The 13,220-nt window shown below is 64.6% G+C and carries 15 protein-coding genes; 10 read left to right on the forward strand and 5 right to left on the reverse strand.

From position 1 onward, the window contains the following. Positions 1-9 precede the first annotated feature (9 nt). The 4 genes from IB235_RS12765 to tauA all read right to left on the reverse strand — a co-directional run bounded on the left by IB235_RS12765 (position 10) and on the right by tauA (position 3,246). Positions 10-420: a nuclear transport factor 2 family protein gene (locus tag IB235_RS12765; protein ID WP_192337060.1), complete on the reverse strand. Its 411-nt coding sequence runs from the start codon at positions 418-420 to the stop codon at positions 10-12. Between the two features lie 99 nt (positions 421-519). Then, the gene (locus IB235_RS12770; protein ID WP_155040263.1) at positions 520-1,347 is read right to left on the reverse strand and encodes an ABC transporter permease subunit; all 828 of its coding nucleotides are present in this window, start codon (positions 1,345-1,347) and stop codon (positions 520-522) included. Further along, positions 1,340-2,155 (reverse strand): taurine ABC transporter ATP-binding protein, encoded by an 816-nt coding sequence (locus tag IB235_RS12775; RefSeq protein ID WP_155040264.1) that lies wholly within the window; start codon positions 2,153-2,155, stop codon positions 1,340-1,342. Before IB235_RS12775 ends, IB235_RS12770 begins: the two co-directional genes overlap by 8 nt. 62 nt (positions 2,156-2,217) lie before the next feature. Further along, on the reverse strand, positions 2,218-3,246 hold the full coding sequence (gene tauA, locus IB235_RS12780; RefSeq protein WP_192337061.1) for a taurine ABC transporter substrate-binding protein: 1,029 nt from the start codon (positions 3,244-3,246) through the stop codon (positions 2,218-2,220). Positions 3,247-3,385: 139 nt separating this feature from the next. Between tauA and IB235_RS12785 the strand changes: the two genes are divergently transcribed. Beyond that, positions 3,386-4,864, forward strand: a complete 1,479-nt coding sequence (locus IB235_RS12785) for a PLP-dependent aminotransferase family protein (RefSeq protein WP_192337062.1) — start codon at positions 3,386-3,388, stop codon at positions 4,862-4,864. Here IB235_RS12785 and IB235_RS12790 read toward each other — a convergent pair. Further along, the gene (locus IB235_RS12790; RefSeq protein WP_192337063.1) at positions 4,861-5,256 is read right to left on the reverse strand and encodes a hypothetical protein; all 396 of its coding nucleotides are present in this window, start codon (positions 5,254-5,256) and stop codon (positions 4,861-4,863) included. The genes IB235_RS12785 and IB235_RS12790 overlap by 4 nt on opposite strands. Before the next feature lie 37 nt (positions 5,257-5,293). Between IB235_RS12790 and IB235_RS25565 the strand changes: the two genes are divergently transcribed. The 9 genes from IB235_RS25565 (at position 5,294) to IB235_RS12830 (ending at position 13,074) form a co-directional block, all read left to right on the forward strand. Further along, positions 5,294-5,416: a hypothetical protein gene (locus tag IB235_RS25565; protein ID WP_255524339.1), complete on the forward strand. Its 123-nt coding sequence runs from the start codon at positions 5,294-5,296 to the stop codon at positions 5,414-5,416. Between the two features lie 19 nt (positions 5,417-5,435). Then, on the forward strand, positions 5,436-6,713 hold the full coding sequence (locus tag IB235_RS12795; protein WP_155040268.1) for a solute carrier family 23 protein: 1,278 nt from the start codon (positions 5,436-5,438) through the stop codon (positions 6,711-6,713). 314 nt (positions 6,714-7,027) lie between these two features. After that, positions 7,028-8,032: an ABC transporter substrate-binding protein gene (locus IB235_RS12800; RefSeq protein ID WP_192337064.1), complete on the forward strand. Its 1,005-nt coding sequence runs from the start codon at positions 7,028-7,030 to the stop codon at positions 8,030-8,032. Positions 8,033-8,062: 30 nt separating this feature from the next. Continuing rightward, the gene (locus tag IB235_RS12805) at positions 8,063-8,833 is read left to right on the forward strand and encodes an ABC transporter ATP-binding protein (protein WP_192337065.1); all 771 of its coding nucleotides are present in this window, start codon (positions 8,063-8,065) and stop codon (positions 8,831-8,833) included. Next, positions 8,830-9,597, forward strand: a complete 768-nt coding sequence (locus tag IB235_RS12810; RefSeq protein WP_155040271.1) for an ABC transporter permease — start codon at positions 8,830-8,832, stop codon at positions 9,595-9,597. Before IB235_RS12805 ends, IB235_RS12810 begins: the two co-directional genes overlap by 4 nt. Further along, complete coding sequence (locus tag IB235_RS12815) at positions 9,594-10,349, forward strand: ABC transporter permease (RefSeq protein ID WP_192337066.1); 756 nt, start codon at positions 9,594-9,596, stop codon at positions 10,347-10,349. The genes IB235_RS12810 and IB235_RS12815 overlap by 4 nt, the downstream gene beginning before the upstream one ends. A gap of 28 nt (positions 10,350-10,377) precedes the next feature. Further along, complete coding sequence (locus IB235_RS12820) at positions 10,378-11,472, forward strand: NAD/NADP-dependent octopine/nopaline dehydrogenase family protein (RefSeq protein ID WP_192337067.1); 1,095 nt, start codon at positions 10,378-10,380, stop codon at positions 11,470-11,472. Further along, entirely contained in the window at positions 11,469-12,458 is a 990-nt protein-coding gene (locus tag IB235_RS12825) for a 3-hydroxybutyryl-CoA dehydrogenase (RefSeq protein WP_192337068.1), read from the forward strand. The genes IB235_RS12820 and IB235_RS12825 overlap by 4 nt, the downstream gene beginning before the upstream one ends. Before the next feature lie 10 nt (positions 12,459-12,468). Next, entirely contained in the window at positions 12,469-13,074 is a 606-nt protein-coding gene (locus tag IB235_RS12830) for a flavin reductase family protein (protein WP_192337069.1), read from the forward strand. Positions 13,075-13,220: the final 146 nt, after the last annotated feature.

Here is a 13,220-nt window from a genome sequence, read left to right on the forward strand (position 1 = left end):
CATCGGGTCTCACTTTGCCGGAATGGCCGGGCGTTGCTTGCGGACAGCCTGCTTTTCCACGATCAGGCCGTCCCGGATGCGAAACAGGTCGACGCCCTGGACTTCGATGCGGGTGCCGTCGGGATTGGTGGCGCGGAACGTCCATTGCGAGACGCCGCGGCTGCCGTCCTCGGACATGAAATGGCTGTGATCGGCCCATTGCACGTCGGGCATCGCGGTCCAGACGCCGGTGAAGGCCTTGGCGATGGCGGCCTTGCCCTCGATGCGGTTGCCGTATTCGTGGTCGCCGGCGACGGTGAAGAACACGCAGTCATCGGCAAAATGGGCCATCACGGCGTCGATGTCATGGCGGTTGAAGGCGTCGAAAGTGGCCTTCAGGTCATCGGCGGTCAACTTGGCTGCGGTCAGGGTGGCGGACATTTCGGGTATACTCCGTCAGGGCGAAGGGCATGCCCTTCGGCTGGCTGTGGTTCGGGACGGTTTTGGGTGGGGTCCGGCCCGTGGGCCGGAGCCGTGGTGTCAGATCTTGCCCTTCCAGGGGATCATCGCCTTTTCGATGCGGCGGATCAGCAGGTCGAAGGCAAAGGCCAGCACGCCGATGACGATGATGCCCATGATGACCGCGTCCGAAGCAAGATATTCGGCCGAGTTCAGCACCATGAAGCCAAGACCGCGCGAGGCTGCGACCATCTCGGCCGCGACAAGGGTGGTCCAGCCGACACCGATGCCGATGCGCATGCCGGTAAAGATCTCGGGCAGGGCGGCTTTCAGGATCACGTGGAAGATCACCTGCATCTTGGTCGCGCCCATCGCATAGGCGGCGTGGATCTGTTCGGTCGAGACCGAACGCACCCCGGCGCGGGCGGCGATGGCCATGGGGGCAAAGATCGCAAGGAAGATCAGGAAGACCTTAGGAAATTCACCGATCCCCAGCCAGATGATGATCAGCGGCAGGTAGGCCAGCGGCGGCAGCGGGCGATAGAACTCGATGATCGGGTCAAGGATGCCGCGCACCCAGCGGTTCACGCCCATGAGCACGCCCAGCGGCACGGCGACGGCCAGCGCCAGGAAGAACGCGCCCAGAACCCGGCCAAGGCTGGCCAGCATGTGCTGCCACAGGGTCGAGTTCGACAGGCCCTCGGTCATCGACTGGACGAACTTGCTCCAGACCGCGCCGGGCGAGGGCAGGAACAAGGGCTTGATCCAGCCCATGCCGGTGATCAGGAACCACAGCGCGATCAGGACGGCCGCAGTGGCCAGGCTGATCAGCGCGCTGTTGCCTGCGCCGGGCGCGCCATAGCTGGTCCCCGCGCGGGCGGGGCGGGCGCGCGACAGGCGCTCAAGCATGGAGGCGTTCCTGTTCCTGCTGGCCGGCGCGCTCGTCGCCATAGATGATGCCAAGGATCTGTTCGCGCATGCGGATGAAATCGGGGCTTGATTTGATTGCACGGGCATTCCCCTCTGCAAGGAAGCGTTTGTTGAAATCCAGCTCATAGCTGTGGGTGATGCGACCGGGTCGGGGCGACATCACGATCAGGCGCGAGCCAAGGAACAGCGCTTCTTCGACCGAATGGGTGATGAAGAAGAACATCTTGTCGGTGACCTGCCAGATCTTCAGCAGCAGTTCCTGCACCGTCTCGCGGGTCAGCGCGTCCAGCGCCGCCATGGGTTCGTCCATGAGCAGCATGGCCGGGTCGCAGGTCAAAGCGCGGGCGATGCCGACGCGCTGCTGCATGCCGCCCGACAGGTGATAGATCATGTGCTGGTGGAAATCCTGCAGCCCGACCAGCGCGAGGTTGTTGACCGCGCGTTCGCGCCGGGTTTTCACATCAACGCCGCGCAGTTTCAGGCCGAATTCGACATTGTCGATGACGTTCAGCCAGGGCAGCAGCGCGTGTTTCTGAAAGACCACGCCGCGTTCGGCGCTGGGGCCCATGACCGGCTGACCGCCCAGCGTGATCTGCCCCGAGGTCGGGGCCATGAAGCCCGCCAGCAGGTTCAGCAGCGTGGTCTTGCCGCAGCCAGACGCGCCGAGGGCGACAACGAAATCGCCTTTGTTGATGGTCAGGTCGACACCCTTGAGCGCGACAATATCGCGGCCCTTGATCTGACCGGGATAGATCAGGCTGACATCGGATACGTCGAGTGTCTGCATCTGGGTTCTCATCGTCAGGAGGGAGGGAAGAGCGGCCGCGCGCATGTCGCGGCCGCCGGCGATCAGTTCGATGCCTGTTCGGCCTTGGCCGCCGCTTCGGCGAAGCTGGCGTTCACATAGGGCGCGTAATCGGGCAGGGCCTTGTCGATCTGTTTCTGCTCGACCAGGAAGGCTGCGCTGTCGGTCAGCGCGCGGGTCGCACCGCCACCCAGCCAGGTATCCGAGGCCTGCTCGGCGGCATTCGGGAAGGACAGCATGTTCAGCGCCTCGACGATGTCCTTGCCCTCGCCGCCGATCATGCGGGCGATACCCTTGACCGGCTCGGAATCGGCGGTCCATGCCGCTTTGTTGGCATTGTAATCGGCATAGGACTGGGCCAGCGCCTTGGTGAATTCGTTCATGAATTCCGGGTTCTTCTCGGCAAAGGCCTTGTCGACGACCAGACCGTCAAAGGTCGGCACGCTGGCCGCGCCGATCTGCTCGCTGTCCGAGATGATCTTGCCGTCGGCCAGTAGCTGGCTGAGTGCCGGCGGCCAGACATAGGCGGCGTCGATATCGCCGCGCTGCCAAGCGGCGACGATTTGCGGCGGCTTCATGTTCAGGATCTGCACATCGGTGGGCTTGATGTTCCAGACCTTGTCCATGCCCACCAGCAGGTGGAAATGCGAGGTGGATACGAACGGAACGCCGACCTTCTTGCCAACCAGATCCTGCGGCTTTTCGATGCCCGAACCATTGCGGACGACCAAGGCCTCGGACTTGCCGATATTGTCGAGGATCCAGAACAGCTGCAGGTCGACGCCGCGCGTGGCCGAAGCCGCGGTCCCGGTCGAGCCGATCACCCCGAGCGGCACATTGCCCGAGGCGAGCGCCGTCGAAATGTCACCGCCCGAGCTGAATTGGCGCCAGTCGATGGTCACGCCAGCCTTCTTGGCGGCCTCGTCCAGACGGCCATCGGCGATGGCGGCGACGAAGGGGCCGACAATCTGCTGGTACCCGACCACCACCGTTTCCGCCGATGCGGTCCCGGCCATCAGAAGGGCTGCGGTCGTCAGGGCAGCAAGTCGCCGCCCGGCAAGGGTCATTGTCATTCCAATTACTCCCTGTGTAACGGTCCCGCGAGGCTCGCGAGCCATATCGGCGCGTGCATCTTGCGGCACGTCGCGAATTCGAATGTTGCAGATCGGGGGGCTGCCGGATATGTCCAGTTGAGTCCGAGTTTAGGTCCAGATGTCCAGCCGCATTCCAGCCGAGATCATCCTGCTGCGCGAAGACGAGGCACCGACGCTGCAGGGCCGGTTGGCGGCGGCGATCGTGCGGGCAATCCTTGAAATCCGCGCCCGACCGGGGACACGGCTGCCCTCCAGCCGCCGCCTTGCCACGGCGCTTGGCATTTCACGGATGACGGTAACGCTGGTCTATCAGGATCTGGTTGCGCAGGGGTATCTTGCGACGCTGCCGCGTTCGGGGATTGCGGTGGCGGCGACCGTGCCGCATCGGCGCTTGCGGGTCTCGGGCGTGCGGCAGCCGGGTCAGGGCAAGCCCCCCGACTGGCAGGACTGGTTAAGTGATCACCATCTGCCGCGTCGGGTGATCCGCAAGCCGACGAACTGGCGCGAATACCGTTATCCCTTCATCTATGGGCAGGCCGATCCCAGCCTGTTCGACCACAATGCCTGGCGGGACTGCGCGCGGCAGGCGCTGGGGACGCGGGATTTCGCGGATCTGGCGTCAGATCGCTACGGCGCGGATGATCCGCTGCTGGTCGATTATATCTGTTCGAATACCTTGGCGCGGCGCGGGGTGCATGCGCGGCCCGATGAGGTGCTAGTGACGCTGGGCGCGCAGAACGCGCTGTTTCTGGCGGTGGAACTGCTGGCCCGCGCCGACCGCCTGGCCGTGACCGAAGACCCCGGCTATCCGGATTTTGCCGAGACCCTGCGCCGCGCGCAAAGCCCGACCACCTTTCTGCCCGTCGATCACGGCGGGCTGAATCCCGCGGATCTGCCCGAGGCGACGCGGCTGGTCATCGCCACCCCCAGCCATCACATCCCGACCGGCGGCACCATGCCGCTGGCGCGGCGGCGCGAATTGCTGGACCGGGCTGCCGCGCAGGATTTCCTGATCATCGAGGACGATTACGATTTCGAGATGTCCTATCTGGCCCCGCCATTGCCCGCGCTGAAGTCGCTGGATGACGCGGGGCGGGTGATCTACATTGGCAGCTTCTCGAAGTCGCTGTTTCCGGGGCTGCGCATCGGCTACATGGTCGCCCCGGCCGAGCTGATCCGGCAGGCGCGGGCGCTGCGCTCGATCATGCTGCGCCACCCACCCAGCCATTTGCAGCGCATCACCGCCTATTTTCTGGCGCTGGGGCATTACGATGCGCATATCGTCCGCCTGCGCGAGGCGTTGAAGCGTCGCCGCGCGCTGATCGAGGCGGCGCTGAACGACAGCGCATTGCAGATCGCCGGCGCACCGCAAGCGGGCGGCTCCAGCATCTGGGTCAGCACCGGAGGCGCCGACAGCGGGCTGCTGGCCGAGCGTCTGCGCACCGAGAGCGTGCTGATCGAACCGGGAGACGTGTTCTTTGAGCGGCCTCCCGAACCATGCCCATTCTTTCGGCTGGGCTACGGCACCATCGCGGACCAGATGATCGCCGACGGCATCCGCCGCATCGACCGTGCCGCGATGCGGCTGCGGCGTTAGTTCGAAAAGGCGTCGATCAGTTCCATCACCGCCAGAATGCGCCGGGTGCCACGATCGACACGGTAGATGCTGTCATTGTCGCGGTAGTAATCCCAGCCCCGGCGCTGCTCCAGATCATAGCGGCGCGGGTCGCGGATCACGGTGTAATTGCCGATCCGCAGATGGTCGCCGACGCGGGTCCCATAGCGGATGTCGTATTTCTTGGCCTGTCCGGGCGGGACGCAGGGCGGGTTCTTCTTGGCCAGTCCCGGCGGGCAATTGCTGTAGCGGCTGTAATGGTCGCGGTCGTGGTGCTTGTTCTTTTTCCCGTGACCCGGATCGGCCGCCACCGGCCCGGCGGCGATGACGGCGATGGCCGCAACAAGCGCCGCGCGTGTGAAAATCTGCTTCATGCCCGTTGTCCTCTGATTGCGCTTTCCAGAATAGCGCATGGACGCGCCCGACAGTTGCATGACGCGCCGCGACCGGCGAAAGATTGCCGAGGCGTCACAACCGGAAAACCCGCTGCGGCGCTGGTATTTCGTCCCTCATGCGCGCATGAGCGGGCCATGAAAGTTTATCGAGAGACGTGATGAGCTATTTTCCGCGATGGCGGCCCGCGACGGGCGCCACTGTCCTGCCGGACGAGAAACTGCCACTGGCCGCAGCCCTGCCGATGAGCCTGCAGCATTTGCTGGCGATGTCGGGCTCGACCATCCTTGCGCCCCTGATCATGGGCTTCGATCCGAATGTCGCGATCTTCTTTTCGGGGATCGGGACGCTGTTGTTTTTTGTCGTGACCGGCGGGCGGGTTCCCAGCTATCTGGGCTCGTCCTTTGCCTTCATCGCGGTGATCATGGCCGCGACCGGCTTCGCCGGAGGCGGTCCGAACCCGAACATCGCCGTGGCCCTTGGCGGGATCATTGCCGCGGGGGTGATCTATGCGCTGATCGGGCTGGTGGTCATGGCCATCGGGTCGGGCTGGGTCGAAAGGCTGATGCCCCCAGCGGTGACCGGCGCGATCGGGATGGCGATCGGCCTGAACCTTGCCCCGGTCGCGGTCAAGCAACTGGCCGGGACCTTCACCCATCTGGGCATCGCGCTGGCGACGGTCGGCTGCATGGCAGCGGTGTCGGTCTATGGCGGGCGCGCGACGCGACGCATCGCGGTGCTGATCGCGCTTCTGTTCGGCTATGCGCTGGTGCTGGTCCTGGGCAACGGGATGGGCCTTGTGCCGGGGATCGATTTCAGCGCGGTCGCTGCCGCGAAATGGTTTGGCGTGCCGAACTTTACCGCGCCGCGCTTTGAATGGGGCGCGATCGGGCTGATCGCCCCGGTGGCCATCGTGCTGGTGGCCGAGAATCTGGGCCATATCAAGGCGTTGGGTTCGATCACCGGGCAGAACATGGACCGCTATATCGGCCGCGGCTTCCTTGGCGACGGTCTGGCGACGATTCTGGCGGGTGCGGGCGGCGGTACTGGCGTCACCACCTATGCCGAGAATATCGGCGTCATGGCGATGACCAAGGTCTATTCGACGCTGATCTTCCCCATGGCCGCGGTCATCGCGATCCTGCTGGGGCTGTCGCCGAAATTCGGCTCGATCCTGCAGACGATTCCCGCGCCGGTTCTGGCCGGGCTTGCGGTCTCGGTCTTTGGCCTGATCGCCTCGGCCATGGCGCGGATCTGGGTCGACAACAAGGTCGACTTCTCGGACCCGCGCAACCTGTTCACCGTGGGCGTCGCGCTGATCTTTGGCGCCGGCGATTTCACCGTGAACCTTGGCGGATTCGCGCTGGGTGGAATCGGCACGTCGACGCTGGCGGCGCTGGTGCTGTATCAGCTGCTGGGCCTGACGCGCCGCAGCTGATCGCTGATCCTTGCTGCCGGGCAGTCCTCTGCCCGGCATGCGATTTGCGTCCCAAGGCCCTGATCCCGGGCCGGATTTTCCCCAACATCGCAATCTGACCACCCTTGATGGTGGCCCGCCCAAATAATGGGCGCAGCAGGCATGCCGAAATTTGCATGATTTGTTAGGTGATTTTTCACGTGACAATGGCGACATTTTGTCGCTAGCCTCGAATCTGAAAGGGGACATCCGGCACCACGCCACTGACCCGCGCGGGACGGATTTCTGCTGCCTTTCCAAGAATAGCGATGCACGACATAGCCAACGGGAACATCATGACCATTCGCAGCACCCGACTTCACAAAGGCGCAATTCTGGCGGCGGCTCTGGCCTCGCTGGCCCATGCCATGCCCGCTCAGGCCGAGGACATTCCGACCATCCGCGTCGGCTGGACCATGCCGGGCGAAGATTCGAAATACTGGATGATGAAGCGTCCCGAGAAATTCGAGGCGCCTGGCAAGACCTACAATGTCGAATGGGTGCAGTTCCAAGGGACCGCTCCGATGGTGCAGGCGATGATCGCCGGTGCGCTGGACTGTTCGACCCAAGGCGCGCTGTCACTGGCCAATGGCCATCTGCAGGGCGGACTGAACTCCTATGTCGTCGCCTCGCATCTGGGCACGGCGCCGGACAGCTTTTCGCCCTATTGGGCGGTGGCCGAGGATAGCGAGGTCAAGACCGGTGCCGATCTGAAGGGCAAGACCGTCGGCATCAACGTGCTGGGCTCGGGCCTTTACGGGCAGCTTTATTTGTATCTGAAGGCGGCGGGGCTGGACCCGCAAAAGGACATCAAGCTGGTCGAGACCGGCTTCCCCGGTTCCGAGGACGCGCTGCGCGCCGCCCGTGTCGATGCGGCGGTGATGAACCAGCCCTTCGCCGCCAAGGCCGAGGCCAAGGGCGGCATCCGCAAGCTGTTCACCATCAATGACGTGACCCCGAACAGCCTGCAGATTTTCGAGGTCTGCCGGAAGGACTTCGTCGATGAAAACCCCGAACTGGCGGCGAACTATGTGCGTGACCTGACGCGCGGCATGGACATGGCGCTGGCCGACCGGGCCGAGTCGGTGAAGGTCGCTTCAGAAGTCACCAAGGCCCCTGCCGAGGTGCTGGACGGCTTCTACATGAAGGACGGACAGGACTTTGAACGCGCGCCGGGCGCGGCGGTCGATTTCAAGGTGCTGCAGGCCATGCTGGACCTTTATCACGACGCCGGGATGATCCCCGCCAAGCTGGATGCCGAAAGCTTCCATCACGCGCAGATCGCGGCCCCGCTGAACTGACCTGACATCCCTTCCGACAGGAATACGACCATGATCGCGATCGAGCATCTCTCGAAACGCTTCAAGACGGCTGCGGGCAAGGACCATCTTGCGCTGTCCGACATCAATGTGGAGCTGCAAAGCGGCGAATTCGTATCGATCATCGGGCCTTCGGGTTGCGGGAAATCGACGCTGCTTTACATGATCGGCGGCTTTGTCCCGGCATCCGACGGCAAGATCCTGATCGACGGCAGGCCGGTGACCGGACCGGGGCCGGATCGCGGCCCGGTCTTTCAGGAATTCGCGCTGTTCGCGTGGAAGACGGTCCTGCAGAACATCGCCTATGGCTTGCGTCTGCAGGACAAGTCCAAACCCGAGGCCGAGGAGCGCGCCCGCGTCCTTCTGCGCATGGTCGGGCTGGAGCGTTTCGCGAATTTCTACCCCAAGGAACTGTCGGGAGGGATGAAGCAGCGCGTCGCCATCGCGCGGACGCTGGCCTACAACCCGGAAATCCTGCTGATGGACGAGCCCTTCGGCGCGCTTGACGCCCATACCCGCACCCATCTGCAACGCGACCTGCTGCGGATCTGGGAGGAGCACCGCAAGACCGTCCTGTTCGTCACCCATAGCGTCGAAGAGGCGGTCTATCTGTCGGACCGGGTCATCGTCATGGCGGCGGGTCCGGGCCGCATCGCCCGCATCATCCCGATCGAACTGGAGCGCCCGCGCCAGCGCAGCGAGCTGATGTTCGACCGCCGCTATCAGGAATACATCACCGAGATCGAGGGCATGATCGACGCCTTTGAGGCGGCTGCCGCATGAGCCGTCATCTTCCCTCGATCTGCGCAGGTCTGGTCCTGCTGCTGATGTGGCAACTGGCGCATCTGTCATTTGGCCTGTCGGGTCTGCCGGGGCCGATGGCGGCCTTTGCTGCGCTGCCAGAGCTGATCTCGGACGCGGATGCGCTTTACGATATCGGGCAATCGCTGCAGCGGATGGCGGCGGGTTATCTGCTGGCTGCTGCCTTCGGGATTAGCTTTGGCCTGCTGATGGGCACCAGCCCGCTGGCCGAACGCCTACTGAACCCCTTGATCATGATGATCTATCCGATCCCCAAGGCGGCGCTGATGCCGATCCTGATGATCTGGCTGGGCATCGGCGACATGTCGAAGATCCTCGTGATCTTCCTCGGCTCCAGCCTGCCGATCATCTATCATTCCTGGCAGGGCGGGCGCTCGGTCAGCCAGATCGTTGTCTGGAGTGCTGCCGCCATGGGCATGAACCGGGCGCAGCGGCTGTTCAGGATCGTGCTGCCCGCGGCGCTACCGGAAATCTTTATCGGGCTGCGCACCGGGCTGATCCTGGCGCTGATCACCATGGTCGTCAGCGAGATCGTCGCCCGCAGCAATGGCATCGGCAACCTGCTGTTCAATTCGATGGACATGGCGCTTTACGACCGCATGTTCGCCGCAATCATCATCATCGCTGCCATGGGCTATGCGCTGGACCTGATCTTTGAAGCGATCAGGCGTCGTTTCCTGCGCTGGTCCGATCAGCAGGACCAGATACAGGTGGCCGTCGGATGAGCCGGGATTCGAAACTTCTGGGCCTGCTGCCCATTGCCGGACTGATCCTGCTATGGGGCTGGCTGGCGGCCTCGGGCATGGCGCCCAAGGCGCTGCTGCCGTCCCCCGTCGCCGTCGCGCAACGGTTGGTCGAACTGCTGGGGCAGGGGGATTTCTGGGCGCATATCGGGACGACGCTGTTCCGTCTGATCACCGGCTTCCTGATCGCGCTGGTCGCGGGGACGGCTTTGGCGATCCTGTCGGCCTCGAGTGAGGTGACGCAGACGGCGGTCAATGCCTTTGTCCGCATCCTTGCGCCCTTGCCCAAGATCGCGCTGTATCCGGCGATGATCCTGATCCTTGGCTTCGGCCACAGCTCCAAGATCGCGCTGGTCGCCATCGAGGCTGCCTTTCCGATCTATCTGGCGACATATCAGGGTATGCGCAACGTGGATCAGAAGCTGATCTGGGCGGCGCGCTCGGCGGGGGCGTCGCGGTTGCATTGCCTGCTGTTCGTGATGCTGCCCGCCGCCGCGCCCTCGATCCTGACCGGGGCGCGGGTGGCGCTGGTGATTTCCTGCATCGTGGTCTTTCTGTCCGAGATGATGTCCTCGACCGAGGGCTTGGGCTACGTGCTGATCGATGCCGCGCGGAATTTCCGCACCATCGACATGTTCGTCCCGATCATCCTGATCTCGGCCCTTGGCCTTGGCCTTGGCGCGGGCCTGTCCGCGCTGCGCAAGCGGCTGCTGACCGGCTATCCTCAAGCTTGAAAACATAAATAAAACCGGGAGATAAATCATGCGTATCGCTGTTCTTGGTGGCGGGAACGGGTCGATGGCGGCTGCCGCCGACTTCGCCCTGGGTGGTCATGAGGTCGCTTTGTGGCGGCGCGGTGAGGCCGAGGTGGCCCAGCATCGCGACTTGGGCAATCGGCTGGTCATCCGCGACGGCAAGGGCCGTCACGAGGCCCAACTTGCCCTTGTCACCACCGATCTGGCCGAGGCGATGGAGGGGGCGGCGCTGATCTTCTGCCCGGTCCCCGCCCCCGCCCATGCTGATATCGCCGCGCGCGTCGCGCCGCATCTGCGCCCGGGTCAGGTGGTGCATCTGCCGCCGGGCACCATGGGCTCGCTGGTCTTCGCCCGTGCCGCTCAGGCGGCGGGCACGGTCAAGGGCGTGGCATTCGCCGAATCCGGCACGCTGCCTTGGCTGGTGCGCAAGCACGGCTTCAACGAGATGGTCATCTCGGGCCGGACCACCCGCCTGCCGACCGGGGTTTTCCCGCTGACGCTGCAGGACCACGCGCTTGAGGTCATCGGCCTTGCCTTTCCCGGCGCGGTTGAGGCCTGCGGCGATGCGCTGTCGGGCGCGCTGATGAATGCCGGTCCAATCATCCACCCGCCGCTGATCACCATGAATGCCGGCCCGCTGGAGCATTTCCCGGCCTGGGACATTCATAACGAAGGCACCCAGCCCTCGATCCGCCGCGTCACCGATGCGCTGGACGCCGAGCGGATGAAGGTGCGCGAGGCGCTGGGATACGGCGCGCCGCATTTCCCGCTGGCCGACCATTACAGCCAGGATGGCGAGGAATGGATGTATGGTCGCAAGGCCCATTCCGACCTGACCGATTCCGGCGACTGGCGCGAAAAGATCGTCCTGACCCAGCACCGCTACATGCTGGAAGATGTGCGCTTTGGCCTGTCGCTGCTGGTATCCGCCGCGCATCTGGCGGGAGTCTCGGTTCCGGTGGCCGAGGGGCTTCTGGCCGTTGGTTCAAGTATTTGCGACGAAGACTTCATGCAGACCGGCCGTCCCCTGGCCGCCGTCGGGCTTGACGGAATGTCGCCCGAGGAACTGCGCGAAACCATGCAATCGGGCTTCGCCGCATGAGCGGGGCGAAACAGACCATCGCGGCGCTTGGCGCGGGCAGGATGGGGCGCGGCATCGCCATCGTCTTTGCCTATGCCGGGCATCCGGTCGCGCTGATCGACTTCAAGGAACGCTCACCCGAGCAGTTCCTTGAGGTCGCCGGCGATGCCATGGCCGAGATCCGGCAGACGCTGACCATGCTGCATGATCTGGGCATGTTCGCGGATGCAGGCGCAGTCGAGCGCATCGCCGACCGCATCCGGGTCCTGCCGAAATCCGGGGCCGCCGCCGCGCTGACCGGGGCGGATGTGGTCTTTGAGGGCTTCCCCGAAATCCTTGACGTCAAGCTGGACGCGCTGCGCGAGGCTTCCGCCCTGTGTCGGGACGACGCGATCATCGCCTCGACCACCTCGACCATCCTTGTCGACGACCTGTCGCCGGGGGTGCGCAATCCCTCGCGTTTCCTGAACGCGCATTGGCTGAACCCGGCCTTCATCGTGCCGCTGGTCGAGATCTCGCCCGGCCGCGACACGGCGGATGAGACGACGCGGCGGATGACCGAGCTGCTGGAATCGGTAGGCAAGGTTCCGGTCACCTGCGCGGCAACCCCCGGCTTCATCGTGCCGCGCATGCAGACCGTCGCCATGAACGAGGCCGCGCGTCTGGTCGAAGAAGGGGTGGCCTCGGTCGAGGATATCGAAAAGGCGGCGAAATACGGCTTTGGCTTCCGGTTCTCGGTGCTGGGGCTGCTGGAGTTCATCGATTGGGGTGGGGGCGACATCCTGCACCATGCCAGCCGCTATCTGGCCGACGCCACGCAGGACAGCCGCTATGCCGCGCCCGAGGTCATCAGCCGCAACATGGCCGAAGGCCGGATCGGGCTGAAGACCGGAGCGGGCTTCCTTGATTACAGCCGCATGGACGTTCCCGCCTATCGCAAGGCGCGGCTGGGCGCCTTTGTCGAGCGGCTGCGCGATCTGGGGCTGGCCACGCCCCCCGCCGCGTAAGGAACCGCCCATGAGCCACCGTTTCTTTGATTTCGCCGGGCTGGACCCGCTCGACCGCTACAAGATCCTCAGCGGCGCGATCCTGCCACGCCCGATCGCGCTGGTGACGACGCTGAACGCCGAAGGCCGGCCCAATGCCGCGCCCTTCAGCTTTTTCGGCGTGCTGGACCATGATCCGGCCGTGGTGGCGCTGGGGATCTCGCGCCACCCGGACGGGCGGCTGAAGGATACGGTGGCGAATATCCGCGAGACCGGCGAATTCATCGTCCATATCCCCGATAGGGCGCTGGCCGAGGCGGTCGAGATCACGGCCAGCCCCGTCGGTCCCGAGATCGACGAATTGTCGCTGGCGGGGTTGGAACATCAACCCGGCCAGACCGTTGCCAGCCCGCGTATCCTGTCGGCACCGGTGGCGCTGGAATGCCATCTGCACAGCACCGTTCCGATTTCCACCGCCCGCGAAATCCTGATCGGGCGGATCAGCGCGGCCTTTATCCGCGCTGAAGCGGTGGGCGACCGACTGCATATCGACCCGAGGCAAATCGACGCCATCGGGCGGCTGGGCGGCAAGAATTACTGCAGCACCCGCGACCTGTTCGCGGTGGCTTCGACCTGATCCCGACCGTCCGGCGGCACGGTCGGGTATCGCACGATACCTGCCGCCCGTCTGGCAGATACCCCCTGCCGGATGCAAGATCACGGACATCAGCGACCGATCCGCCGCATCTGTTGAACAGCGCCCGGACCAGCCGTTTCAAGGAG

Source organism: Paracoccus sp. PAR01, assembly GCF_014851995.1.
GTDB classification, from domain to species: Bacteria; Pseudomonadota; Alphaproteobacteria; order Rhodobacterales; family Rhodobacteraceae; genus Paracoccus; species Paracoccus litorisediminis.